This is a genomic window from Kribbella sp. WER1 (assembly GCF_054189145.1).
The window spans coordinates 3,660,690-3,681,417 of sequence record NZ_CM135186.1; the positions used below are offsets into that span (position 1 = coordinate 3,660,690).

Genomic DNA, 20,728 nt, shown 5'->3' on the forward strand with positions numbered 1-20,728 from the left:
TGGTTCCGGTCTACTACCTGAGGATGACCGGCCGCGCCTTTCGTAGGCTTGGGCGGTGAACGCCACCGTCCTGAGCCGTCGTCAGTTGAACCGTGCGCTGCTCCAGCGGCAGCAGTTGCTGCACCGGGAGCCCGGGACCAGCGCCGAGCTGATCGAGCGGCTGGTGGGGCTCCAGGCGCAGGCGCCGCTGGCGGCGTACGTCGCCTTGTGGTCGCGGCTGGAGAACTTCGACCCGGCCGAACTGGCAGCGCTGATGACGGACCGGCGGGCGGTGCGGGCTTCGTTGATGCGGGCCACGATCCACCTGGTCACCGCCGAGGACTGCCTGCGGCTGTGGCGGCTCGTCCACCCGGTCGCCGACCGCGGGCTGCGTGGTGCCTTCGGCAAGCGGCTGGCCGGTGTCGACCTCGACGCGGTCGTTGCCTACGGCGCCGAACTGCTGAGTCAGGAGCCGTACACCCGCAGCCGGCTCGGCGAGGTGCTGGGCAAGCGCTGGCCGGAGTGGGACGCGACCGCGATGGCGTACGCGGTCAGCTACCTGGTCGGCACGGTCCAGGTCACGCCCCGCGGCGTCTGGGGCAAGACCGGCGCCGCGGCCCTGCAGACCGTCGAGAGCTGGCTCGGCCGGTCCGCGGACGCGGATCCGTCGATCGACGCGCTGGTGCTGCGGTACCTGGCGGTGTTCGGCCCGGCGACCGTGGCCGACATCCAGATGTGGTCCGGCCTGACGAAACTTCGCGAGGTCGTCGACCGCCTCCGCCCCGGGCTCCGCGTGTACGCCGACGAGGCCGGGCGCGAGCTGTACGACGTACCCGACGGTCCCCTGCCCGACCCGGAGACGCCCGCGCCGGTCCGGTTCCTCCCGGAGTACGACAACCTCCTGCTCTCCCACGCCGACCGCCGCCGCGTGAACCCGGCCGAACGCCCCGTCCCCCTCCCACCCGGCAACGGCGCCACGATGGGCACAGTCCTCATCGACGGCGACTACAGCGCCGACTGGCGCCACCACCGCGGCAAGACCCTGGAGATCAAGCCCCACGCCCCGATCAGCCCCAGCACCAGATCCGCCCTCGAAGCCGAAGCCACCAACCTCCTCACCTTCATCGGCACCACGGCAACCCCTGTAGTCATCACCTGACAGAGCGTTTCCACCCCTGTCGAATTCGTTGCGGCAGTCAACGCTCTCTGTGACTGTCGAGCAGGTCACCGCCCGTCTTCCCAGGAGGTCACCATGCGCCGAGTCGTCACGCTCGCGATCGCAACCACCGCACTGGCCGCGTTCGCGGGTCCGTTGCAGGCCAACGCCGACGCCTGGCACTACGTACGCAGCTACGGCCACAACTGGACGGCCTGCAACAACGCCGGCAGTGCGGACGTTCGCAACGGGTACGCCGGTAGCTACGACTGCCGGAACGTCGGGCCGGTCAGCTACCCGAACTTCGATCTCTGGGAAGCCTGATCGTTCTTCAGGTTGAGCCGAAGTACTGGGCTCTGACCTTCTTCGGGACGCACATCGACCAGGCGTCGAGGATCAGTTCGCGGACTTCGTCGTAGTCGACGGCGGACAGGTTGAGTTCGATCCACTGGAAGCGCTCGTCGGACGGGCGCGGTGGGAGGAACTTGTCCGGTTCGGCGGCCAGGGCGGCGGCGCGTTCTTCGCGGGGGAAGCCGAGGCCGATGGTCTGTTCGTCGGGCGCGACCGCCAGGTAGACGATCTGGCCGACGCGGAACTTGATCCGGTCGCGGACCACAACCTCGTAGCTGCGGGGCAGGTCCGCGGTGATGGCGCGGATGTCGGTGAGATCGACCACCTTCCCACGATAGAACGCCATCACTGACAGGGGTTGTCAGCATTTCCCGGGCTACCGTGGTCGGATGCCTGCTGTCGTGAGCGCGGTCGAAGGGGCCGAAGTGGTGTTCCGCCTCGGTGACGCTGCGCATGCGTTCACCGGCGTCCGGCTGTGGCAGGAGCTGGGGCTTCCCGCGGAGCTGCTCGAGTTCAAGCCGGTCGGCTACGGCTGGGAGCTGCGGCTGCCGCGGCCGTCGGTGCACCGGATGGAGTACCTGTTCGACATCGCCGACCTCGGCATGCGGACCGACCCGACGAACCCGCGGGTCGTGGGCGGCGCGTTCGGCGACCACTCGTGGCTGCCGCTGCCGGGGTACGTCGAACCCTCGTGGATCGCGGTCGCGCCGATCGCGTCCACGCTCACGCCCCTCACTGTCGACTCCCCGGTCGGACCGGTCGACGTCCAGGTGTGGGCGCCGGACGGGATCGCGCCGACATTCGAGCTGCCGTTGCTGCTCGCGCACGACGGGCCCGAGTTCGCGGCGTACGCCGGGCTTACGCACTACGCGGGCGCTCTCGTGGCCGCGGGCAGCCTCCCGCCGTTCCGGCTGGCGCTGCTCCGGCCGACGTACCGGAACCTCTGGTACGCCGCGAGCCCGGAGTACGCCGCCGCTCTGACGCAGCACGTGCTGCCGGCCGTGCAGGCGCAGTACCGGAGCCGGCTGCCCGTGATGATGGGCGCGAGCCTCGGCGCGCTGGCGGCCTTCCACGCGGAATGGAACTTTCCGAACACGTTTTCCGGCTTGTTCCTGCAGTCCGGGTCGTTCTTCACGCCGGAGACCGACCCGCAGGAGGCCAAGTTCGAGTACTACGCCCAGGTCACCGGTTTCGTCGAGCAGGTCCTGACCGCGACCACGGCCCCGAGTACGCCGCCGGTCGCGCTGACGGCCGGGACGACCGAGGAGAACGTGCACAACAACCGGGTGCTGGCGGCGAAGCTGGCCGAGCTCGGGCTGTCCGCCGTACTCGACGAAACTCCCGACATGCACAACTTCACAGCCTGGCGGGATGTGCTGGATCCTGAGCTGACGGAGCTACTGCGACAGACCTGGGGTGGGGCCGATGGAACGGGTGCAGGTCGAGTTGGAGGCGCCGGGGCTTGACCGCCGCGGCACCCTGATCCGGTACGGCCACTTCGGCCGCCCGGTGCTGGTCTTCCCGAGCGAGCAGGGCCGCGCCTGGGACTACGAGAACAACGGCATGGTCGACGCGGTCGCCGACCTGATCGAGGCAGGCCGGGTGAAGCTGTACTGCGTCGACTCCTACGACCACGTCAGCTGGTCGGACAGCAGCATCCAGCTGGAACTCCGCGCCCGGCGGCACGAACTGTTCGAGTCCTGGATCGTGAACCAGGTGGTGCCGATGATAGGGGCGGACTCGCCGGCTGCACCGGACATCATCACCACCGGGTGCAGTCTTGGCGCATTCCATGCACTCAACTTCGCCTTGAAGCGCGCCGACCTGTTCCCGGTCGCGATCTGCCAGTCGGGCAACTACGACGCGGCCAGCTGGCACGCGTGGGGCGAACGCGGCGACGCGACGTACTTCAACAACCCGGCCGACTACCTGCCCGGGCTGTCCGGCGACCATCTGGAGTGGTTGCGGTCGCGGCTGTTCATCCTGCTCACCGTCGGGCAGGGCGACTGGGAGACGCATCCGACCGGCTCGCTGCCGTCGGCCCTGAAGACCGCCGCCCTGCTGGCGGACAAGCACATCCCGCACGAGCTCGACCTCTGGGGCTTCGACGTCGCCCACGACTGGCCGTGGTGGCGGCAGCAGATCGCTCACCACCTGCCGCGGTTCTGTTAGACCTTGACCGGGATGACGTACTTCGGCGGGATCACCACGACGAGGTCGGTACGGCCGACGTCGAGCAGGCAGCCCGTCGCGTCCGGGAAGAACCGGTCCGCGGGCAGCGGCGTACTGAGGCCGGCCTGCCGGATCCGCTCGCTGAGCCGGGCGCGTTCGGCATCGGTGAGGCCTTCGAGGTACCGGCGTACGGCGGTCAGCGGGCGGACGAAGTCGGCGGGCTGGAGGTTCGCGGCGGCGATCAGCGTCAGCGGCTCGCCGGGGCCGGGGCCGTACCGGAGCGTCGAGGCTTCGACGTCCCAGAGGAACCCGGTCGGCGCCTGCACCGCGATCCAGCCGTCGCGGCGGAAGGCGGCGTACAGGCGGCGTCCGCGGAGCCGGTGGACGGCAACCGTTGCCGCTAGCAGCAGTACGCCGACACCGCCGAAGAGGAGTGCGTGCGGCTGGTCGCGGACCAGTTCGACGACGCCGCCGGCCAGGCCCGCCAGGCTGAGGGCGCCGAGGCTGACCGTCACACCGGTGGCCTTGGTCGTGTGCCGCCGGAATCCGCGCAGCGTGTTCAGCGAACGGAGCGCGGTACTGCTGCGCTGGGCGAGCTCTCCGGCTTCCACGTCTGCTCGGACGTTCGGCGACCGGCCCGAGTTCCGGTCGACGGGATGCGTTCGGGTACATACCCTCAAGAGGCACGCCGACGGACGGGAGGACGACTGTGGCTGATCGCACGCGGCACTTGATCGGGTTGCTGTTGGGCGCCGAGGAGGACTGGCCACAGGCGTTCGAGGCGCTGCTGCAGCGCGTCGGACCGGTCACGATCGACGGACGCGAGCACGAGTTCGGGTCCCGGCGGCTGACGATCGAGCCGTTCGACCTGAACGACCCGGTCAAGGTCGGGCTGGTGATCGACCGGCTCGCGTACTGGTACTACCACCCGCGCGAGTGGCTGAAGAAGGCCGCGCTGATGAACGGGACGTACCTGCTGAACTCCCCGTTCACGTTCCAGTCGATGGAGAAGCACTCGGCGTACTGCGCGATGCTCCGGCTCGGGCTGAAGATCCCGAAGACGGTGCTGGTGCCGTACAAGAACCCGGTCGACAACGTGCGCTGGGCGTACACGTCGGCGAAGTACAACCAGCCGTTCGACCTGGACGCGATCGCCGCGGACCTCGGGTACCCGCTGTACATGAAGCCGTTCGACGGCGGCGGCTGGCGGGGCGTGTCCCGGATCGAGAACGCCGACGACCTGCACCGCGCGTACGACGAGTCCGGCGAGATGCTGATGCACCTGCAGGCGACCGTCGACTACGACAAGTTCGCCCGCGCGCTGTCGATCGGCGCCGAGACGATGGTGATGGACTTCCGGCCGGAGCAGCCGATGCACAACCGGTACGCCGTCTCGCACGACTTCCTGTCGGCGTCGGCCGGGCACCAGGCGGTGGCGATCAGCCGGATCGTGAACGCGTTCTTCGGCTGGGAGTTCAACTCCTGCGAGATGCTGGTCAAGGGCGACGAGGTGCACCCGATCGACTACGCCAACGCCTGCCCGGACGTCGCGGTCACGTCGCTGCACTACTACTTCCCCTGGGCGTTGAGCGCGCTGGTGAAGTGGTCGGTGTTCTGCCTGGCGACCGGCCGGCGCTCGTCGGTCGACCTGCGCACCGAGCGGTACTTCGAGATCGCGGACGACCCGTCGCTGGACTACGACGCCAAGCTGGACGGGTATCTCGGGCTCGCGGACGAGCACTTCGAGACCGCGAAGTACCAGGAATGGTGCGCGTCGCACCTGGGCGACTTCGACCTGCGGGTCAAGGACTGGGTGGCCGGGCCGGACTTCGAGCGGGTGCTCCGCGAGACGGTCGCGGCGACGTACCCGGTGCACGAGCAGGAGAAGTTCTTCGCGCATTTCAAGGGGCTCACCGATCTCTGGGTCGCCGATGCGTGACTCCGACGTACCGGCGTGGTGGCGGCGGCTCGGGCTCGACGGCCTGGTCGACGTCCACGTGCACTTCCTGCCGGACCGGGTGCTGAACGCGGTCTGGGCGTACTTCGACCAGGCGTCCACGCATTACGGGACCGAGTGGCCGATCACGTACCGGACCTCGGTGGAGGAACGGCTGAAAACGCTAGAATCCCTGGGCGTACGGGCGTTTCCGGCGTTGGTGTACCCGCACAAACCGGGGATGGCCGAGTCTCTGAACTCGTGGGCGCGGGACTTCGCCGCGCGGACCCCGGGCTGTGTTGCCAGCGGCACCTTCTTCCCGGAGCCGTCGGCGGCGGCGTACGTGCGGGAGGCGCTCGAGCTCGGGACGCGGATCTTCAAGGTGCACGTCCAGGTCGGCGACTACGACCCGCGGTCCGGCGAGCTCGACGACGTCTGGGGGCAGCTCGCGGAGGCCGGCGTACCCGTCGTCGTGCACTGCGGGTCGGGCCCGATCCCCGGCCGGCACACCGGTCCCGGGCCGATCGGCGAGGTCCTGCGGCGGCACCCGGCGTTGACGGCGGTGATCGCGCATCTGGGGATGCCGGAGTACGCCGAGCACCTGGCGTTGACGGCGTACCCGAACGTGCACCTGGACACGACGATGGCGCTGACGCCGTTCGTCGAGGCGATGATGCCGTTCCCGCGGGAGCTGGTCCCGCGGTTGCGGGACCTGCAGGACCGGATCGTGCTCGGGTCGGACTTCCCGAACATCCCGTACGAGTACGCCGTACAGCTCACGGCGCTGGAGGAGCTGGAGCTCGGCGACGACTGGCTCCGCGCGGTGTGCTGGTCGAACGGCGCCCGGCTGCTCGGGTGCGGGTGAGGACGTAGGCGGTCGGGGTCGCGCCGTTGTACTTGAGCAGGCGTTCGCGGACGACCTTGAACGGGCTGGCCTGGACGGTTTCGCGGAGCAGGCGCTTGTCCTCGGTGAGCAGCACGACGCGGCCGTCCGGCGTCAGCACGCGGTCGAGTTCGCTCAGGGCGGCCGGGTAGAGACGGCTGTTGTCCCGGTGGGTACCGACCAGTTTTCCGAACGGCAGGTTTGCCACGACCCGGTCCACGCAGCCGTCGGCCAGCGGAAGGGCCTCGGCCTTGCCTTGTACGACGTTGCGGCCGGCCAGGGGTTGGTGGTCGAGGCCGATCAGCCGGACCGCCGGCTCGTGGCGGCGGGCGGCCCGGAGGATCGTGCCGGTGCCGCAGAACGGGTCGAGGACGAGCTGGCCCGGCCGGAGTTTCGCCAGCCTGACGAGGACCTCGGCGACGATCAGATTGGTTGACCAGGGCAACCGCTCGTGACGGCCGAAGCGGCGGCTCCAGGCCAGCGCGCCGGGAAGACCGAGCTGCCGCGACCGGTCCGGTTCGCGGAGTTCGGCGGTCGAGTAAACCGGACAGGCCGCCAGTTCGTCCAGCGGCCCGTCGAGGGTGCACACGACGACGCAGGCGGACGTCTGGCGGACGGAGCGGACGGACGGCAGCGCACGGAGTTCCTCGACGAGGAGGTCCGCGGCGCCGTCGATCGTACGCAGGACAAGGTGGTCGGTGATGCTGAGCATGAACGCTCCCGAAGGCTCGCGATCGACGGATGAGTCGAAGCGCGGCGCAGACATGCCGCATCGAGCCGACCCCACCCGGGGCCGGCCGCGGTCCTACCTGCGCCTTCAGGAACACGACATCGACGGCAGGGTATTCGGTCGCGCACTCCGTCCTCATCTGATTTTCTTGGCGGATGGCACACGTGGACGAACGGCCGACGGAGGACCCGGAACTGGCTGTCCTGCTGAAGGCCGCGTTCGACGAGCTCGTCTCCAGGAACGGCGCCGAGGGACGGACACAGGTCAAGGACGGCGCGCGGTACTTCGTCGCACTCGACGACGAGGGACAGCCTGTCGGATGCGGCGCACTCCAGGTGTTCGGCCCGAACACTCCTCATCCCGGAGACGCCGAGATCAAGCGGGTGTACGTGACCCCGGCCGCCCGCGGTCGAGGGCACGCGCGCAGATTGCTGGCCGCCGTCGAAGAGGCGGCCCGATCAGCCGGCCACCCATACCTGCGCCTGACCACCTCGGAGAACCAGCCGGAGGCCATCGCCCTCTACCAATCAAGCGGCTACGCACGCATAGCCCCTTGGGGCAAATACACCAACGAGCCTCGAACGCACTGCTACGGCAAGCCCCTCTGAGGGCGAGAATCGCCTTGTTTTGCAGTAGAATCGGCGCGTGCCCGACACTCGGATTCACACCGTTAGCCAGCTGCTGGAAATCCTCGATCGGGTGGTGGCCGCGAGCGGCCGGGGCGACCGGTCCGACGCGTCGGCCGCGGAGTTCTGGAGTGGGTTGCTGAGTACACCGGGGCATCCGCTGGCGACGCGGCTTCCGGACGAGCCGCTGGTGGACTGGGAGCAGCGCGGGCTGCTCGGGGACCTCGACGGGGCGCGGGTGCTGGACGTCGGGTGCGGCGGCGCGCGGAACACCCGGTGGTTCGCCGAGCGCGGGGCGGTCGTCGACGGGATCGACCTCGCCGCGGACCTGCTCGACCAGGTCCGGCCGACGATGCCCGCGACGGTCACGCTGACGACGACCGACGTACTGCGGGATCCGCTGCCGGATCGTGCGTACGACGTGGTGTACGACTCCGGGTGCTTCCACCACATCGCGCCGCATCGGCGGATCACCTACCTGCAGCGGGTGCTGCCGCTCGTCCGGCCCGGTGGACGGTTCGGGATCGTGGTGTTCGCGGCGGAGCGAATGGAGGCCCCGAGCGACCTGGACGTGGTCGCGACCGGCGACACGTACGGCGGAATGGCGTTCACGCTCGACGACCTCCGCGCGATCTTCGCGAACCTCACCCCGGTCGAGCTCCGCGCGGTCCAGGAACGCCCGGACGCCTTGGCCGCGGATTTCCTGAATACCGCGCTCTTCACCCGCCCGCCTACGCTGGACGCATGACCGGTGACAGGACTCTCCGCCTCGATGTCCTGTACTGCGCGGTCGCGGCCGTCGCGCTGATGGCGTTCGCCCGCCCGCTGGCCGGCCTGGCCCAGCTGCCGGCGACGGCGCTCGCGGTCTCCGGGATCGGCGTACTCGCCTGGTCCGCGTATCTGGCCTACCTGACCGCGCGGGCTCCGCGCCGGCAGGCGCTCCGCGTCGTACTGACGGTCAACCTGGTCGCCACCGCGGGGATCGTCGCGGCCGCGGTGACCAGCCAGCAGTTCGTGCTCACCGCACTGCTGGCGGCGGTCGCGACCGAGGTCGGGGCGTTCGCGCTGACCCAGGCGCTCGCCCTTCGAGCACTGCCTCACTAGCGCCTCCGGCTGTCCGCGGAACGACCCGTTGCCCCGGTCATTCCAACGTTGTAAAGTGCTGCTGCCCCTACCAGATCAGCACCACGGGAGAGTTCATGACGCAGCCTCGTGCGGAGCACCCGCGTCCGCAGTTCGTTCGGCCCGACTGGCTGAACCTGAACGGCGACTGGCAGTTCGAGATCGACCGGTCGGACTCCGGCCTGGAGCGCGGCCTGCGGGAGCGTGAACTGGAGCGGCGGATCGTCGTACCGTTCGCCCCGGAGACCGAGCTGTCCGGGATCGAGGACGTCGACTTCATGGAGGCGGTCTGGTACCGCACCACCGTGACGATCCCGGCCGACTGGGACGGCAAGGACGCGGTGCTGCACTTCCAGGCCGTCGACCACGACGCCACCGTCTGGGTGAACGGCGAAGAGGTCGTCCGGCACCGCGGCGGGTTCACCCCGTTCAGCGCCAACCTGCGGCACGTCGCCAAGCCCGGCGAGCAGGCGACGGTCGTCGTCCGCGCCCGCGACACCCACCGCGGCCCGCAGGCCCGCGGCAAGCAGAGCCAGCTGTACGCGAACCACAGCTGCCTGTACACCCGGACCACCGGCATCTGGCAGACCGTCTGGCTGGAGGCGGTGCCGACCGTGCACCTGAAGCGGCCGCGGATCACCCCGGACGTCGCGGGCTCCAGCTTCCACCTCGAGGTCCCGCTCTCCGCGAACAAGCCGGGCTGGAAGGTGCGCGCGGTCCTGAAGGACGCCGACGGCGAGATCACCACCGCTGAGGTGCGCGCCGACCTCGACCTGGCCCCGCGCCTGACGCTGCCGGTCCCGGCCGAGCGCGTCCGGCTCTGGGACACCACCGACCCGCACCTGTACGACGTCCGCGTCGAGCTGGTCGATGCCGACGGCAACGTCGTGGACGGCGCCGACTCGTACGCCGGCCTGCGCTCGGTGAGCATCAACGGCAAGGCGATCCTGATCAACGGCAAGCACGTCTTCCAGCGGCTCGTCCTGGACCAGGGGTACTGGCCGGAGAGCCTGATGACGGCGCCGTCCGAAGAGGCGATCGTGCGCGACATCGAGCTCAGCCTGGCGGCCGGGTTCAACGGCGCGCGCCTGCACCAGAAGGTCTTCGAGGAGCGGTTCCTGTACCACGCGGACCGGCTCGGGTACCTGGTCTGGGGCGAGTTCGGCGACTGGGGCTCCGGCGTCGGCGACACCGGCAACGACAACCAGCAGCCGACCGCGACGTACGTCGGGCAGTGGCTCGAGGCCGTCGAGCGGGACTACAGCCACCCGAGCATCGTCGGCTGGTGCCCGCTGAACGAGACCCACCAGCTGCTGCACGACCGGATCACCCAGCTCGACGACGTGACCCGCGCGATGTTCCTGGCCACCAAGGCCGCGGACACCAGCCGCCCGGTGCTGGACGCCTCCGGCTACAGCCACCGCGTCCCCGAGACCGACGTCTGGGACTCGCACAACTACGAGCAGGACCCGGCCGAGTTCGCGCGGCAGATGGCGGACCTGGTCAACGACAAGCCGTACGGGAACACCCGCGACGACAAGCCGCTCTCGCTGGCCTACGACGGCCAGCCGTACTTCTGCAGCGAGTTCGGCGGCATCTGGTGGAACGCGGAGAAGGCGGCCGCGGGCAAGAGCGGGAACTCGGCGGACTCCTGGGGCTACGGCCAGCGGGTCGCGAACGAGGAGGACTTCTACGTCCGCTTCGCCGGCCTGATCGACGCGCTGCTCGACAACGAGCTGATGTTCGGCTACTGCTACACGCAGCTGACCGACGTGTTCCAGGAAGAGAACGGCATCTACAACTTCGACCGCAGCAACAAGCTCGACGTCCCGCGGATCAAGGCGATCCAGGAGCGTCAGGCCGCTTACGAGAAGGACTGAAGCAGCAGGCTGCCGACGGCGACCAGGATCCAGAGGATCGCTCCCAGGAAGAGCGGCTTGGGTCCTGCGTCGCGGAGCTCGCGGGGGCGGAGCGACAGGCCGATCGCGGCGAGCGCGGCGGTGATGAGGGTGCTGCCGACGACGGTGAGCGTCGGCAGCCAGGACTCCGGTACGACGCCCGCCGAGCGGAGGCCCGCGGCGGCGATGAAGCCGATCAGGAACAGCGGTACGAGTTTGCGCCACGGCAACGGTTTGCGGATCGAGGCCGTGGCGCCTTCGTATTTGCCGTCGGACGCCGCGTCGAGGGCACGGGCCGCCCGGTTCTCGCGGCGGATCTTCAGCGCGACCAGCGTCAGTACGATCGGGATCAGCGTCAGCGACCGGGTCAGTTTCACCACGATCGCCTGGTCGCCGGCGGCCTGGCTGTACGCGTACCCGGCCGCGACCACCGACGACGTGTCGTTGACCGCCGTACCGGCCCAGAGGCCGAACGCCTCCGAGCTCATCCCGAGCAGGTGGCCGATCGGCGGGAACGTCAGCACCGCGACGATGTTGAACGTGAAGATCGTCGCCATCGCGTAGGCGACCGAGGAGCGCTTGGCGCCGATCGCCGCGGTCGCGGCCGCGATCGCCGAGCCGCCGCAGATCGCCGTACCGACGCCGATCAGCGTCTGGGTGTCACCGCGGACGCCGAGGATCCGGCCGAACAGCCACGCGCCGCCGAGCGCGATCGCGAGCGTGCCGAGCATCACCGGCAACGACGAGACGCCGACCCGCGCGACCTGCTGCAGCGACAGGCCGGTGCCGAGTACGACGATCGACAGCTGGAGCAGCGTCTTCGAGGCGAACTCGTAGCCCGGGCGCCAGACGTCGGCGCGTAGTACAGGCAGCACGCTGCCCGCGACCACGCCGATCAGGATGCCGAAAACCGGTCCGCCGACGATCGGGACCAGCCGGCCGAGCGGTACGGCGACGGCGGTCACGGCGAGCACGATCGCGAGTCCCCGGCGGCGCGACAACGCCGTACCGAGGCGGCGTACGGCGGGAACAGCGGCGGCCAGGTAGTGAGGTGTCCTAACCTCGAGCTGCACCACTAGCTGCTCCCCTTCTGCCAGAAATGTACGTACATTCAAGGTAGGAGATGACCGGACATTTGGCAACTCTGGAAGGAACGCGTGTGCCCAAGCTGGAGCGAGGCGGCGGCGAGCCGCTCTGGAAGCAGTTGCAGTCGGACCTGGTCCGACGGCTGCGATCCGGGGAGTTCGACGACGCGTTCCCGGGGGAGCTCGCGCTCGTCGACGAGTACGCCGTCAGCCGGCACACCGTCCGGCAGGCGCTCGTCCAACTGCGCACCGACGGCCTGATCGTCGCCGAACGCGGCCGGCAGCCCCGGGTCGCGACGACACCGGAGATCCGGCAGCCGATGGGCGCGCTGTACAGCCTGTTCTCCTCCGTCGAGGCCTCCGGCCTGCCGCAACGCAGCGTCGTACGGGCGCTCGACGTCCGCGCCGACGGCGTGGTCGCGGCCCGCCTCGACCTGGAGGAGTCGATCCCGCTCCTCTACCTCGAACGCCTCCGGTACGCCGGCGACGAACCGCTCGCGCTCGACCGGGTCTGGCTTCCCGCGACGCTCGCGGAACCGTTGCTGGACGCGGACTTCACGCACACGAGCCTGTACAACGAACTCGCGAACCGCACCGGCATCGTCCTCGACCACGGCCGCGAAGACATCCGCGCGGTCACGCCGACCGTTGCCGAACGCAAGGTCCTGCACTGCCCCGCGGACGCCGCCGTGTTCTCGATCGTCCGCCAGGGCAGCGCCCAGAACCGCCCGGTCGAGTGGCGGCACACAATCGTCCGAGGCGACCGGTTCGCCTTGTCGGCGGAGTACTCGGCCCATTCCGGGTATCGGCTGACACCGAGCAGCACGGCATTGACCCAGGCGTGGTGATGGAGCTGCGGTTGGTCGTCACGGTGGACGACTACGACGAGGCGGTCGCGTTCTACCGCGACGTACTCGGGCTGCCCGAGCAGGCGTCGTACTCGTCGGAGGACGGCCGGGTGACGATCCTCTCCGTCGAGCGGGCGACCCTGGAGATCGCGGATCCGGCCCAGGCCGACTTCATCGACGCGGTCGAGGTCGGGCGACGGGTGGCCGGCAAGTACCGGATCGCCTTCCAGGTGGACGATTCCGCCGCGGCCACCCGCCAGTTGTCGGAGGCCGGGGCAACCGTGATCGCCGAACCTGTGCGTACGCCGTGGAACTCGCTGAACGCGCGGCTGGAGACGCCGGGCGGCATTCAGCTCACGCTGTTCACCGAGCTTGACCTCAAGTGAACTGGAAGTGTTGAGGTGATGGGCATGTGGGACACCGAAGAACTGGACCTGGACGCCTATCTGACCCGGATCGACCACCCGCGGGTCGCGCCGTCGGCCGACGCGCTGCGGAGTCTGCACCGCGCGCACGTGCTCGCGATCCCGTTCGAGAACATCGACGTGATCCTCGGGACACATCCCGGGATCTCCCTGGACGCCATCCAGACCAAACTCGTCCGCCGCCAACGCGGGGGCTACTGCTACGAACACGCCCTGCTGTTCGGGGCAGCACTGGAGCAACTCGGGTACGCCGTCGAACGCCGGGTCGCGCGCGTCCAGCCACACAAGTCCGGACCCCGCACCCACGCCCTGCTGAAGGTCGGCGTCGACGGCTCGGAATTCCTCGCAGATGTAGGCTTCGGCGCCGGCCAGCTGTACCCAACTCCTCTGAAGGACGGCATCGTCATCAACCAAGCCGGCTGGGACCACCGCCTCACCCAAGACGGCGACCTCTGGACCCTGTCCAAGCGGGAGTCGGAAGGCTGGATCCCCCAACACGCCTCGAACGACGAACCAGTCCGCCCGATCGACTACGAGGTCTACCACCACTACGTCTCCACCCACCCCAACTCCCCCTTCACCGGCCGCCCGGTAGCAATGCGAGTTCGGGAAGGCGAAGTCCGCCGCCTCGTAGGCACCACCCTCTACACCGACCACCCCAACACCCCCACCACCGAACGCGCCGTACCTCCCTCGGCCCTCCCCGACGTCCTCGCATCCCTCGACGTAATCCTCAGCGACGAAGAAATAGACCGCCTCCGCCTGCTGTAACCGCCGACGCGAGATGGGATGTGGTGAACAGGCGGACGTGGTGAACGAGCGGATGTGGTGAACGAGCGGATGTGGTGAACGGGGGGATGTGGTGAACGGGGGGATGTGGTGAACGGGGGGATGTGGTGAACGGGGGGATGTGGTGAACGGGGGGATGTGGTGAACGGGGGGATGTGGTCAGCCCCCCGCGTGCTCCGCAGGTGCTCCGGTCGCTCTGCTCCCTCCCGCACCTACTACGCGCGCTCCCACCCACCCCCGGGCTGGCGCCCGGATGTTGCGAGCTGCCGCTCGCGGGTGACTACCTAAGCGGAGGTGGTGTGTAAACCCGCACGTGGTGAGTGGTGCATGCAGGCGTGGAGCCAGGCGGCTGTGTTGAAGGAGCAGATGCGACCCCCCGGCGTGCGGGTGACTACATAGGTGGGGGTGGTGCGGGTCAAGTCCTATGAGGTGGTGTACGACGTTTGGTCCTTCGTCGTTGGCTGGTTAGGCGCTGATCGCGCCGGTGGTGGCGTTCTCCTCGGTGTTGGTGATGAGGGTGAGCCGGCTGCGGTGGAGTGAGTCGAGGCCGAGGTAGCGGCGTCCGTCGGCCCATTCGTCGTGTTGTTCGGCCAGGACGGCGCCGACGAGGCGGATGATCGAGGGCCGGTCGGGGAAGATGCCGACGACGTCGGTGCGGCGGCGGATTTCGCGGTTGAGGCGTTCGTTGGGGTTGTTCGACCAGATCTGCCGCCACACGTCCTTGGGGAACGTCGTGAACGCGAGGATCTCGTCCCGGGCCGCGTCGAGGTGCGCATGTACGTCGGGCAGGGTCTGCTCGACCTGGTCGAGGAGTTTGTCGTACTGCGTGTGCACGGCTGCGGCGTCGATCTGGTCGAACACCGAGTCATTGAGGGTGCAGCATCGCCTTCACCCCGCCCCAGGCGTGTTTGGGACAGGTGGCCATCAGGTTGGCGGTGTAGTGGGTGCGGCAGCGTTGCCAGGACGCGCCGGGCAGGTTGGCGCCGATCGCGTCGACCAGCCCGGCGTGCGCGTCGGAGGTCACTAACGCGACGCCGTTCAGGCCGCGGGCGACGAGGTCTTTGAAGAAGCTGTTCCAGCCGGCTCCGGACTCGGCCGTGGAGGTGGCGACGCCGAGGATCTCGCGGAACCCGTCGACGTTCACGCCGGTGGCGACCATGACCGCGATCTTGATCACCCGCCCACCCTCGCGGACCTTCATCGTCAACGCGTCAGCGGCCAGGAACGTGTACGGGCCCTCGTCCAGCGGCCGTTCCCGGAAATCCCGGACCAGTTCGTCGAGGTCCCTGGCCATCACCGACACCTGCGACCGCGAGAGCCCGGTGACGCCCAGCGACTGCACCAGCCGGTCCATCCGCCGCGTCGACACCCCGAGCAGATAACACGTCGCCACCACACTGGTCAGTGCCGCCTCGGCGCGCCGGCGCCGCTCCAGCAGCCAGTCCGGGAAGTACGAACCCTCACGCAGCTTCGGGACCGCGACATCCAACGTCCCGACCCGGGTGTCGAGCTCGCGGTGGCGATATCCGTTGCGCGAGTTCACCCTGCCCGGGTCACGAACCCCGTAGGAGGCGCCGCACACGCTGTCGGCATCCGCGGACAGCAACGTGTTGATGAACCCTTCCATCAACTCACGCAACAGATCCGGACTGGCCTGCTCGAGATGCTCGTGCAAGAACTCGGCAGGGTCGATACTTGGCCCAGCGGTCATCGGTTTCCTTCTTCGAGTCGGTTGTGAGAGATCACTCGAAGGATCACCCGATGACCGCGTTCACGTTCCCGCGACCCACCGGGATCTCGCCGTACACCACTCTGCTGGACGCAACTGTGGTGCGTGAGACCTCACGTGGTGAGTGGTGCATGCAGACGTGAGGGCAGGTGGGTGTGTTGAAGAAGTGGATGTGGCGAGCCCTGCGTGCTCCGCAGGTACTCCGCTCTGGTTGCCCCAGCTGCACCGCCGACGGAGTGGCGGGAGACCCGGTGAGCGCCGGCATTTCGTGAGCGGATTCCACCCGGCGCGGCTCGATCGGCGGTCGCGGCGGGCTGCTCGCGATGCCAAGTCCTGTCGTACAAGGATGGTCAGCAGGATTCCGAGCGCGGTCAGACCCGCACCTAGACATGCTGCAGCCCAGCCTCGGTACTTGTCGCGGTTGGCGATGAGTCGTTGGGCGTCGGATTCGGCGATCGCTGTGTGGGACACGTCTGGCAGGTAGCGGACGTTGAGCGGGGGTGCATACCTGGTTCCCGGCTCGGGGGTCTGGTGCTCCTCGTCGTGCGGGATCGGTGTGTCCAGGTCGATCCACGAGAGGGTTGTTTGGACGGTCTGTTGATCCGCTGTCTTGAAATCGACGTGCACCTCGGCGAGGTGAGGGGCTCCCTTTCCGACCTGAACATCCAGGGTCACTGGGCCTGCGATGGCGGGGAGACCCGTGTCCAGGAATTCTTGCGCAGTGTCGGCTCGCGAAGTCAGCTCGATCACCGCGACCCCGCCGTAGCCGGTGCACACAGCGGCAACGATCCCGAGCCACGACATCGGCCACCTGATGAATTGACGCGGCGCCACGCGCGATCGCCTAATCCAGGCGCCATCAGATGACCCGGCGGTGCGACCGTGAACACCCTGTGGAGTCTATGGACAGGCAATTACTTGTTCACGGCCCCCAGGAGGTGTCCGACAGTTCCCCGGCTGCCCGCCGGCTAACACATTCACGCTCAGCGGGGCACCCGTCGGCCCCACGTCTGCAGGCAGCGGGCTGCATGCCGGCGCTAAGCCGGTGGGGTGGGTGGGAGCGCGCGTAGCGGGTGCCAGAGGGAGTGGAGCGACCGGAGCACCTGCGGAGCATGCGGGGGGCTAACCACAGTCCTCAACTGTTCGGTCGGGGGCTAACCGATGACGCGGCATGATGGGCGGTATGACTGTCGAGGGTGAGGAGTTGGCCGGCTGGGCGCGGATGTTGGCTGATGGGACTCGGGCGACGGTTTGTTTGGCGTTGCTGGATGGGCGGGCGTGGACGGCGAGTGAGTTGGCGCGGTTGGCGAAGGTTTCGCGGCCGACGATCAGTGAGCATTTGAATTTGCTGGTCAAGGGTGGGTTGTTGAGTGAGGTGCGGCAGGGGCGGCACCGGTATGTGGAGCTTGCGGGCCCGGAGACGGCTGAGTTGATCGAGGGGCTGGCGGCGTTGGCGCCGCGGCGGGTCGAGGTGGCGAACAGTCTCAGGGCGGTGAGCAAGCGGGACGCGTTCGCGCGGGCGCGGACGTGCTACGACCATCTGGCCGGGAAGCTGGGGGTCGCGTTGGCGGATGCGATGACGGAGCGCGGGCTGATCGACTGGTCGGAGGGGGTCGCGTTGACGCCGGAAGGCCAGGCCTGGTTGGAGGATCTCGGCATCGAGGTACGGCGGGGACGCCGGGCGTTGAGGTCCTGCCTGGACGTGACCGAGCGGCGGCCGCATCTGGCCGGGGCGGTCGGTGCGGCGCTGTGCGCGCATGCGCTGGACAAGGGGTGGGTGACGCGGATACCGGGTGGGCGGGCGTTGAAGGTGCACGGCGCCGTACAAGCGTTTGGACTGGAGTCCGGAGTCTGAGAAAGGTGTGACAGAACACGCCTTCAACAGGCGCCGCGTCCGGTTTGCACCTAGCCTTCGGCCATGACCGAGTTCGAGCCCGGCACCGAGTTGGTGTCCCGACTCCCTCTGCCCAGCCATGTCGTCGTCCGTGCGGACGGCAAGTGGCGTCGCGGCTGGCTGATCGGCCGCGACCACGAGGATTCGGGATGGACCGCTCTGGTGCAGTACGAGGGCGACGACGGCAACGAGCGGACGGAACGCCTGCCGGCGGACCGGATCGCGCTGCCGCCGTCGGAAGGCCCGACTGAACAAGCGTCCTAGGGAGGGGTGCGCACTGCGAAGGCCCCCGGGTGAGCGTTCACCGGGGGCCTTCGTATGTAACGCAGCGGGCGCCTCATACGCATCGAGAATCCCGGCCCAGGTCCTTCGGGCGGACGACCTGGGACGGGATTCTCAGTGGCGTTACACACGGTGTATCGCCGGTGACATCCCGAGTGTTACAGCAGTGCAGGAATTTTCTTTCGGAAAGATCACGACAGGCGGCGACCCCGGTGCACGTCCCTGAACACCGGGGTCTGGATCGACGGCCTCTCGAGCGATCGTCGTTCTTGGTCCCCAGGTGCCCCACTGCGCGGTTGTCATGCACGCCGATCAGAACCGGACTGCGAGCAGGACCCGTCCGGTCTCGGAGCTGCGGATGTCGAGCGCCTGGATCTCGTCACGCTTCAGCTTGGTGGTGGCGGCCGGCTTCACGGTGGTGCCGGGAGCGGAGGTCCAGCTCGCGATCAGCTGGACCTTCCCGGACGTGTCAGTGACGAACAACTCGTACCCGCGGGAGCGTTCGCTCGGCGTCGCGAGTTCGTTGTACTTGCAGCTGATCTCGATCGTCGTACCCCACGGCTCCGGGACCAGCCGGGCGTCCGCGGACAGTTTGCTGGACACCGTCTGGGACAGTACGACGAAGTCGCCCTTCGGGTCGTCCTTGGTCAGCGGGATCGCGACCACCGCGCCGACGACGGCCGCGGCGACGGCGATCGCGGAGGCGAGGGCGCCGTACCGGATCCGTTGCCGGCGCCGGTCGCGCTGCACGTTCCGGGTGAGCGCGGGGAGCAGGTTCGGCGGTTCGGCGGTGACGGTGGCCAGCGCCCTGTCGGCCGGCAGCGCGGCCAGCATTCCGGGGACGCCGGCCAGGGACGCGACGGCGGCCGAGCATTCGGCACAGTCGCGCAGATGCTCCTCGTACACGTGCCGGTCCTTCGCCGACAGCGCGCCGAGCAGGTACGCCGCGTCCCACTCGCGGTACGGGTCGCTCATTGACTCGTGACCCCCTTCTCCTGCAGTGCGAGCTTGAGCGCCCGCAGCCCGTAGTGCAACCGCGACTTCACGGTGCCCGACGGGATGTCCAGCTCCTCGGCGATGTCGGTGACCGTCCGGCGGCCGTAGTACGCGCGGACGATCACCTGCCGATGTTCCTCCGACAACTGTGCCAGTGATTCGGCCACCAGCCAGGCGTCCAGTACGGCGTTGGCGTGGTCGGCGCTCGGGTTCTCCGGGAGGTCGTCGCTGGCGACCTCCCGGCTGACCCGGGCGCTGCGCCGGTCGTCGATGACCAGGTTCCGGGCGACCGTGAACAGCCAGGCGCGGGCGCCGGGCTCGTCCTCGGTGAGGATGTTCGGCCGCCGCCAGGCCCGGAGCAGGGTCTCCTGGACGACGTCCTCGGCCAGCCGGTCGTCGCCGGTCAGCCGGACGACGAACCGCCAGAGCGCAGGCGCATGTACGTCGTGCAGCTCCCGCAGCAGCGTCGCCCGGTCGTCGGCCATCGGCGCTCCTGCCCTGTCGGTCATCCCTACCGGGACGCGATTGTCTGCACGGTCACCTTGGCCGGCCGCTCCACGGACCAGGCGCCGTTGCCGAGGAAAGCGATCAGCAGGAAGGCGAAGCAGAACAGCGCCGCCTTCTCGCCACCATTCTGCACAGGCAGCAAAGCGCCGGCCTGGTGGACCGTGAAGTAGGCGTAGGCCATCGACCCGGAGCAGAGCAGCGCGGCGTACCGGGTGCCGAACCCGATCATCACCAGCGCACCGGCGACCGTCTGGATCAGCGACGCCCACCAGGACGGCCAGACCAGCAGACCGACCTTCTCGACGCCCAGTACGCCGAAGAGCGCCGCGGCGCCGTGGGTCGCGAACAGGAATCCGACGACGATCCGGAAAACGCCGATGACCTCTTTCTGAAAACGTTCGAGCACGTGCACAGGGCCTCACTCCTCGGGGCGGTGGGGTTGGTGTCTGTGCCTGATTCGAACGATTGAACGCTCTACTTAGTTCAACGATGTGACGTTTGATACCCCCGAGTCGCCACCACCAGCCCGGCACCCCAGAGCAGGTACGCCGGGACCGCCACCCAGAAGAAGCTGTCCGGCAGCCCAAGCGTCACGTCGCCGTACGGCGGCCGCCCCTGGACCACGTTGGCGATCATCTGGATCAGCCCGACCCCGAAGTACGCCGACATGCCGCAACCGATCGCGTATCCGGGCAGCAGCAACAACCACCGCGGGAACCGCCGCCCGAACGGATGCACGAGCAGGAACGGCAGCAACGTCCCGACGAGCACGAACCCGCCTTCGAAGAGCACCAACGACAGGCTGTCCCCGTACGGCGTCTTCTCGAAGCCGACCGCCGCCTGCGCCCCGAGCCGCGTGAGGCATCCCACAGTGGCAAGGCAGGCGCCCGCGATCGGAACCCACGCCGGCCACGCCCTGGCCGGCGGCTGATGCGCCCGGGCAAGCAGCCCGAGCAGTACGGCGCCCACGACCGCACCGAGCCGGCTGAGCATCCCCTGCACGTCGAACGGAATCCCGAGCCCCGGAAGGACGGCAGCCACCGCATCCAGGAGGATGAACGCGGCCGCCGCTAGCCACCCCGCCGCCAGCGCCCACAGCAACCGCGGGCGGATCCGGATCACCGCGAGCGCAGTGGCCACACACCCGGCCACCGCAACCCAGCCCGGGACCAGCAGGTCGTCACCCGGGAGCTTCCACACCGGCGCATGGCCGGTCAGGTACCAGATCCGCAAGGCGCAGTACGCCGCCGCCCACACCACCACCGCTCGTCGCATACCGCCAGTCTTCCGACGGCAAGCCGGCCCCCGGATCACCCGAGC

Annotated in this window: 23 protein-coding genes and 1 pseudogene; 15 read left to right on the top strand and 9 right to left on the bottom strand. The window is 68.9% G+C overall.

What is annotated here, in order from left to right; genetic code table 11:
- Nucleotides 1-55 precede the first annotated feature (55 nt).
- Together ACXJJ3_RS17775 and ACXJJ3_RS17780 are read left to right on the top strand one after the other, a co-directional pair.
- On the top strand, nucleotides 56-1,138 hold the full coding sequence (locus tag ACXJJ3_RS17775) for a winged helix DNA-binding domain-containing protein (RefSeq protein WP_458171273.1): 1,083 nt from the start codon (nucleotides 56-58) through the stop codon (nucleotides 1,136-1,138).
- Between the two features lie 93 nt (nucleotides 1,139-1,231).
- The gene (locus ACXJJ3_RS17780) at nucleotides 1,232-1,459 is read left to right on the top strand and encodes a hypothetical protein (protein WP_458171274.1); all 228 of its coding nucleotides are present in this window, start codon (nucleotides 1,232-1,234) and stop codon (nucleotides 1,457-1,459) included.
- Nucleotides 1,460-1,466: 7 nt separating this feature from the next.
- Here ACXJJ3_RS17780 and ACXJJ3_RS17785 read toward each other — a convergent pair whose 3' ends face one another.
- On the bottom strand, nucleotides 1,467-1,811 hold the full coding sequence (locus ACXJJ3_RS17785) for an MmcQ/YjbR family DNA-binding protein (RefSeq protein ID WP_458171275.1): 345 nt from the start codon (nucleotides 1,809-1,811) through the stop codon (nucleotides 1,467-1,469).
- Between the two features lie 64 nt (nucleotides 1,812-1,875).
- Here ACXJJ3_RS17785 and ACXJJ3_RS17790 point away from each other — a divergent pair, with 64 nt between their 5' ends.
- Nucleotides 1,876-2,952 carry an alpha/beta hydrolase gene (locus ACXJJ3_RS17790; protein WP_458171276.1) on the top strand — a complete coding sequence of 359 codons (1,077 nt, stop codon included), beginning with the start codon at nucleotides 1,876-1,878 and terminating at the stop codon, nucleotides 2,950-2,952.
- The gene (locus ACXJJ3_RS17795) at nucleotides 2,912-3,658 is read left to right on the top strand and encodes an esterase family protein (protein ID WP_458171277.1); all 747 of its coding nucleotides are present in this window, start codon (nucleotides 2,912-2,914) and stop codon (nucleotides 3,656-3,658) included. The genes ACXJJ3_RS17790 and ACXJJ3_RS17795 overlap by 41 nt, the downstream gene beginning before the upstream one ends.
- On the opposite strand, the gene ACXJJ3_RS17800 is transcribed toward ACXJJ3_RS17795, so the two are convergent.
- Nucleotides 3,655-4,269: a hypothetical protein gene (locus ACXJJ3_RS17800; protein WP_458171278.1), complete on the bottom strand. Its 615-nt coding sequence runs from the start codon at nucleotides 4,267-4,269 to the stop codon at nucleotides 3,655-3,657. The two genes, ACXJJ3_RS17795 and ACXJJ3_RS17800, sit on opposite strands and share 4 nt — an antisense overlap.
- Nucleotides 4,270-4,367: 98 nt before the next feature.
- Between ACXJJ3_RS17800 and ACXJJ3_RS17805 the strand changes: the two genes are divergently transcribed.
- Both ACXJJ3_RS17805 and ACXJJ3_RS17810 read left to right on the top strand, forming a co-directional pair.
- A complete protein-coding gene (locus tag ACXJJ3_RS17805) occupies nucleotides 4,368-5,597 on the top strand; it encodes an ATP-grasp domain-containing protein (protein ID WP_458171279.1) in 1,230 nt (409 codons plus the stop codon).
- A complete protein-coding gene (locus ACXJJ3_RS17810) occupies nucleotides 5,590-6,459 on the top strand; it encodes an amidohydrolase family protein (protein ID WP_458171280.1) in 870 nt (289 codons plus the stop codon). Before ACXJJ3_RS17805 ends, ACXJJ3_RS17810 begins: the two co-directional genes overlap by 8 nt.
- Here ACXJJ3_RS17810 and ACXJJ3_RS17815 read toward each other — a convergent pair.
- The gene (locus ACXJJ3_RS17815) at nucleotides 6,371-7,189 is read right to left on the bottom strand and encodes a TRM11 family SAM-dependent methyltransferase (protein WP_458171281.1); all 819 of its coding nucleotides are present in this window, start codon (nucleotides 7,187-7,189) and stop codon (nucleotides 6,371-6,373) included. The genes ACXJJ3_RS17810 and ACXJJ3_RS17815 overlap by 89 nt on opposite strands.
- A gap of 182 nt (nucleotides 7,190-7,371) precedes the next feature.
- Between ACXJJ3_RS17815 and ACXJJ3_RS17820 the strand changes: the two genes are divergently transcribed.
- The 4 genes from ACXJJ3_RS17820 (at nucleotide 7,372) to ACXJJ3_RS17835 (ending at nucleotide 10,835) form a co-directional block, all read left to right on the top strand.
- On the top strand, nucleotides 7,372-7,815 hold the full coding sequence (locus ACXJJ3_RS17820) for a GNAT family N-acetyltransferase (RefSeq protein WP_458171282.1): 444 nt from the start codon (nucleotides 7,372-7,374) through the stop codon (nucleotides 7,813-7,815).
- A gap of 37 nt (nucleotides 7,816-7,852) precedes the next feature.
- Complete coding sequence (locus tag ACXJJ3_RS17825; RefSeq protein WP_458171283.1) at nucleotides 7,853-8,581, top strand: class I SAM-dependent methyltransferase; 729 nt, start codon at nucleotides 7,853-7,855, stop codon at nucleotides 8,579-8,581.
- The gene (locus tag ACXJJ3_RS17830) at nucleotides 8,578-8,937 is read left to right on the top strand and encodes a hypothetical protein (protein WP_458171284.1); all 360 of its coding nucleotides are present in this window, start codon (nucleotides 8,578-8,580) and stop codon (nucleotides 8,935-8,937) included. The genes ACXJJ3_RS17825 and ACXJJ3_RS17830 overlap by 4 nt, the downstream gene beginning before the upstream one ends.
- 95 nt (nucleotides 8,938-9,032) lie before the next feature.
- Nucleotides 9,033-10,835: a glycoside hydrolase family 2 protein gene (locus tag ACXJJ3_RS17835; RefSeq protein WP_458171285.1), complete on the top strand. Its 1,803-nt coding sequence runs from the start codon at nucleotides 9,033-9,035 to the stop codon at nucleotides 10,833-10,835.
- Here the strand turns inward: ACXJJ3_RS17835 and ACXJJ3_RS17840 are convergent.
- Nucleotides 10,820-11,926: a YeiH family protein gene (locus tag ACXJJ3_RS17840; RefSeq protein ID WP_458171286.1), complete on the bottom strand. Its 1,107-nt coding sequence runs from the start codon at nucleotides 11,924-11,926 to the stop codon at nucleotides 10,820-10,822. The genes ACXJJ3_RS17835 and ACXJJ3_RS17840 overlap by 16 nt on opposite strands.
- A gap of 86 nt (nucleotides 11,927-12,012) precedes the next feature.
- Here ACXJJ3_RS17840 and ACXJJ3_RS17845 point away from each other — a divergent pair, with 86 nt between their 5' ends.
- From ACXJJ3_RS17845 to ACXJJ3_RS17855, 3 genes are read left to right on the top strand one after another with little or no spacing between them, the layout of a single operon-like run.
- Nucleotides 12,013-12,786, top strand: a complete 774-nt coding sequence (locus tag ACXJJ3_RS17845) for a GntR family transcriptional regulator (protein ID WP_458171287.1) — start codon at nucleotides 12,013-12,015, stop codon at nucleotides 12,784-12,786.
- Complete coding sequence (locus ACXJJ3_RS17850; protein WP_458171288.1) at nucleotides 12,786-13,172, top strand: VOC family protein; 387 nt, start codon at nucleotides 12,786-12,788, stop codon at nucleotides 13,170-13,172. Before ACXJJ3_RS17845 ends, ACXJJ3_RS17850 begins: the two co-directional genes overlap by 1 nt.
- Before the next feature lie 24 nt (nucleotides 13,173-13,196).
- A complete protein-coding gene (locus tag ACXJJ3_RS17855; protein ID WP_458171289.1) occupies nucleotides 13,197-13,982 on the top strand; it encodes an arylamine N-acetyltransferase family protein in 786 nt (261 codons plus the stop codon).
- Between the two features lie 483 nt (nucleotides 13,983-14,465).
- On the opposite strand, the pseudogene ACXJJ3_RS17860 reads toward ACXJJ3_RS17855, so the two are convergent.
- Nucleotides 14,466-15,711, bottom strand: a pseudogene (locus ACXJJ3_RS17860) (IS256 family transposase).
- A 1,201-nt stretch (nucleotides 15,712-16,912) separates the two neighbouring features.
- Between ACXJJ3_RS17860 and ACXJJ3_RS17865 the strand changes: the two are divergent.
- Nucleotides 16,913-17,584, top strand: coding sequence for an ArsR/SmtB family transcription factor (locus ACXJJ3_RS17865; protein WP_458171290.1), 672 nt, complete (start codon nucleotides 16,913-16,915; stop codon nucleotides 17,582-17,584).
- Nucleotides 17,585-17,647: 63 nt separating this feature from the next.
- Nucleotides 17,648-17,887, top strand: coding sequence for a hypothetical protein (locus ACXJJ3_RS17870; RefSeq protein WP_458171292.1), 240 nt, complete (start codon nucleotides 17,648-17,650; stop codon nucleotides 17,885-17,887).
- Nucleotides 17,888-18,217: 330 nt separating this feature from the next.
- Here the strand turns inward: ACXJJ3_RS17870 and ACXJJ3_RS17875 are convergent, their stop codons facing one another.
- From ACXJJ3_RS17875 to ACXJJ3_RS17890, 4 genes are all read right to left on the bottom strand, one after another.
- Nucleotides 18,218-18,880, bottom strand: coding sequence for an anti-sigma factor family protein (locus tag ACXJJ3_RS17875; RefSeq protein ID WP_458171293.1), 663 nt, complete (start codon nucleotides 18,878-18,880; stop codon nucleotides 18,218-18,220).
- Nucleotides 18,877-19,386: a sigma-70 family RNA polymerase sigma factor gene (locus ACXJJ3_RS17880; protein ID WP_363751063.1), complete on the bottom strand. Its 510-nt coding sequence runs from the start codon at nucleotides 19,384-19,386 to the stop codon at nucleotides 18,877-18,879. Before ACXJJ3_RS17880 ends, ACXJJ3_RS17875 begins: the two co-directional genes overlap by 4 nt.
- Before the next feature lie 26 nt (nucleotides 19,387-19,412).
- Complete coding sequence (locus tag ACXJJ3_RS17885) at nucleotides 19,413-19,820, bottom strand: DoxX family protein (RefSeq protein WP_458171294.1); 408 nt, start codon at nucleotides 19,818-19,820, stop codon at nucleotides 19,413-19,415.
- A gap of 71 nt (nucleotides 19,821-19,891) precedes the next feature.
- The gene (locus tag ACXJJ3_RS17890; RefSeq protein ID WP_458171295.1) at nucleotides 19,892-20,683 is read right to left on the bottom strand and encodes a hypothetical protein; all 792 of its coding nucleotides are present in this window, start codon (nucleotides 20,681-20,683) and stop codon (nucleotides 19,892-19,894) included.
- Nucleotides 20,684-20,728: the final 45 nt, after the last annotated feature.

What these genes read in the sequence shown, in the direction of transcription:
- ACXJJ3_RS17780 (WP_458171274.1), top strand. Translation starts at nt 1,232, where the DNA reads ATGCGCCGAGTCGTCACGCTCGCGATCGCAACCACCGCACTGGCCGCG.
- ACXJJ3_RS17790 (WP_458171276.1), top strand. Translation starts at nt 1,876, where the DNA reads ATGCCTGCTGTCGTGAGCGCGGTCGAAGGGGCCGAAGTGGTGTTCCGC.
- ACXJJ3_RS17795 (WP_458171277.1), top strand. Translation starts at nt 2,912, where the DNA reads ATGGAACGGGTGCAGGTCGAGTTGGAGGCGCCGGGGCTTGACCGCCGC.
- ACXJJ3_RS17810 (WP_458171280.1), top strand. Translation starts at nt 5,590, where the DNA reads ATGCGTGACTCCGACGTACCGGCGTGGTGGCGGCGGCTCGGGCTCGAC.
- ACXJJ3_RS17815 (WP_458171281.1), bottom strand. Translation starts at nt 7,189, where the DNA reads ATGCTCAGCATCACCGACCACCTTGTCCTGCGTACGATCGACGGCGCC.
- ACXJJ3_RS17830 (WP_458171284.1), top strand. Translation starts at nt 8,578, where the DNA reads ATGACCGGTGACAGGACTCTCCGCCTCGATGTCCTGTACTGCGCGGTC.
- ACXJJ3_RS17835 (WP_458171285.1), top strand. Translation starts at nt 9,033, where the DNA reads ATGACGCAGCCTCGTGCGGAGCACCCGCGTCCGCAGTTCGTTCGGCCC.
- ACXJJ3_RS17850 (WP_458171288.1), top strand. Translation starts at nt 12,786, where the DNA reads ATGGAGCTGCGGTTGGTCGTCACGGTGGACGACTACGACGAGGCGGTC.
- ACXJJ3_RS17855 (WP_458171289.1), top strand. Translation starts at nt 13,197, where the DNA reads ATGTGGGACACCGAAGAACTGGACCTGGACGCCTATCTGACCCGGATC.
- ACXJJ3_RS17865 (WP_458171290.1), top strand. Translation starts at nt 16,913, where the DNA reads ATGACTGTCGAGGGTGAGGAGTTGGCCGGCTGGGCGCGGATGTTGGCT.
- ACXJJ3_RS17870 (WP_458171292.1), top strand. Translation starts at nt 17,648, where the DNA reads ATGACCGAGTTCGAGCCCGGCACCGAGTTGGTGTCCCGACTCCCTCTG.
- ACXJJ3_RS17875 (WP_458171293.1), bottom strand. Translation starts at nt 18,880, where the DNA reads ATGAGCGACCCGTACCGCGAGTGGGACGCGGCGTACCTGCTCGGCGCG.
- ACXJJ3_RS17880 (WP_363751063.1), bottom strand. Translation starts at nt 19,386, where the DNA reads ATGGCCGACGACCGGGCGACGCTGCTGCGGGAGCTGCACGACGTACAT.
- ACXJJ3_RS17890 (WP_458171295.1), bottom strand. Translation starts at nt 20,683, where the DNA reads ATGCGACGAGCGGTGGTGGTGTGGGCGGCGGCGTACTGCGCCTTGCGG.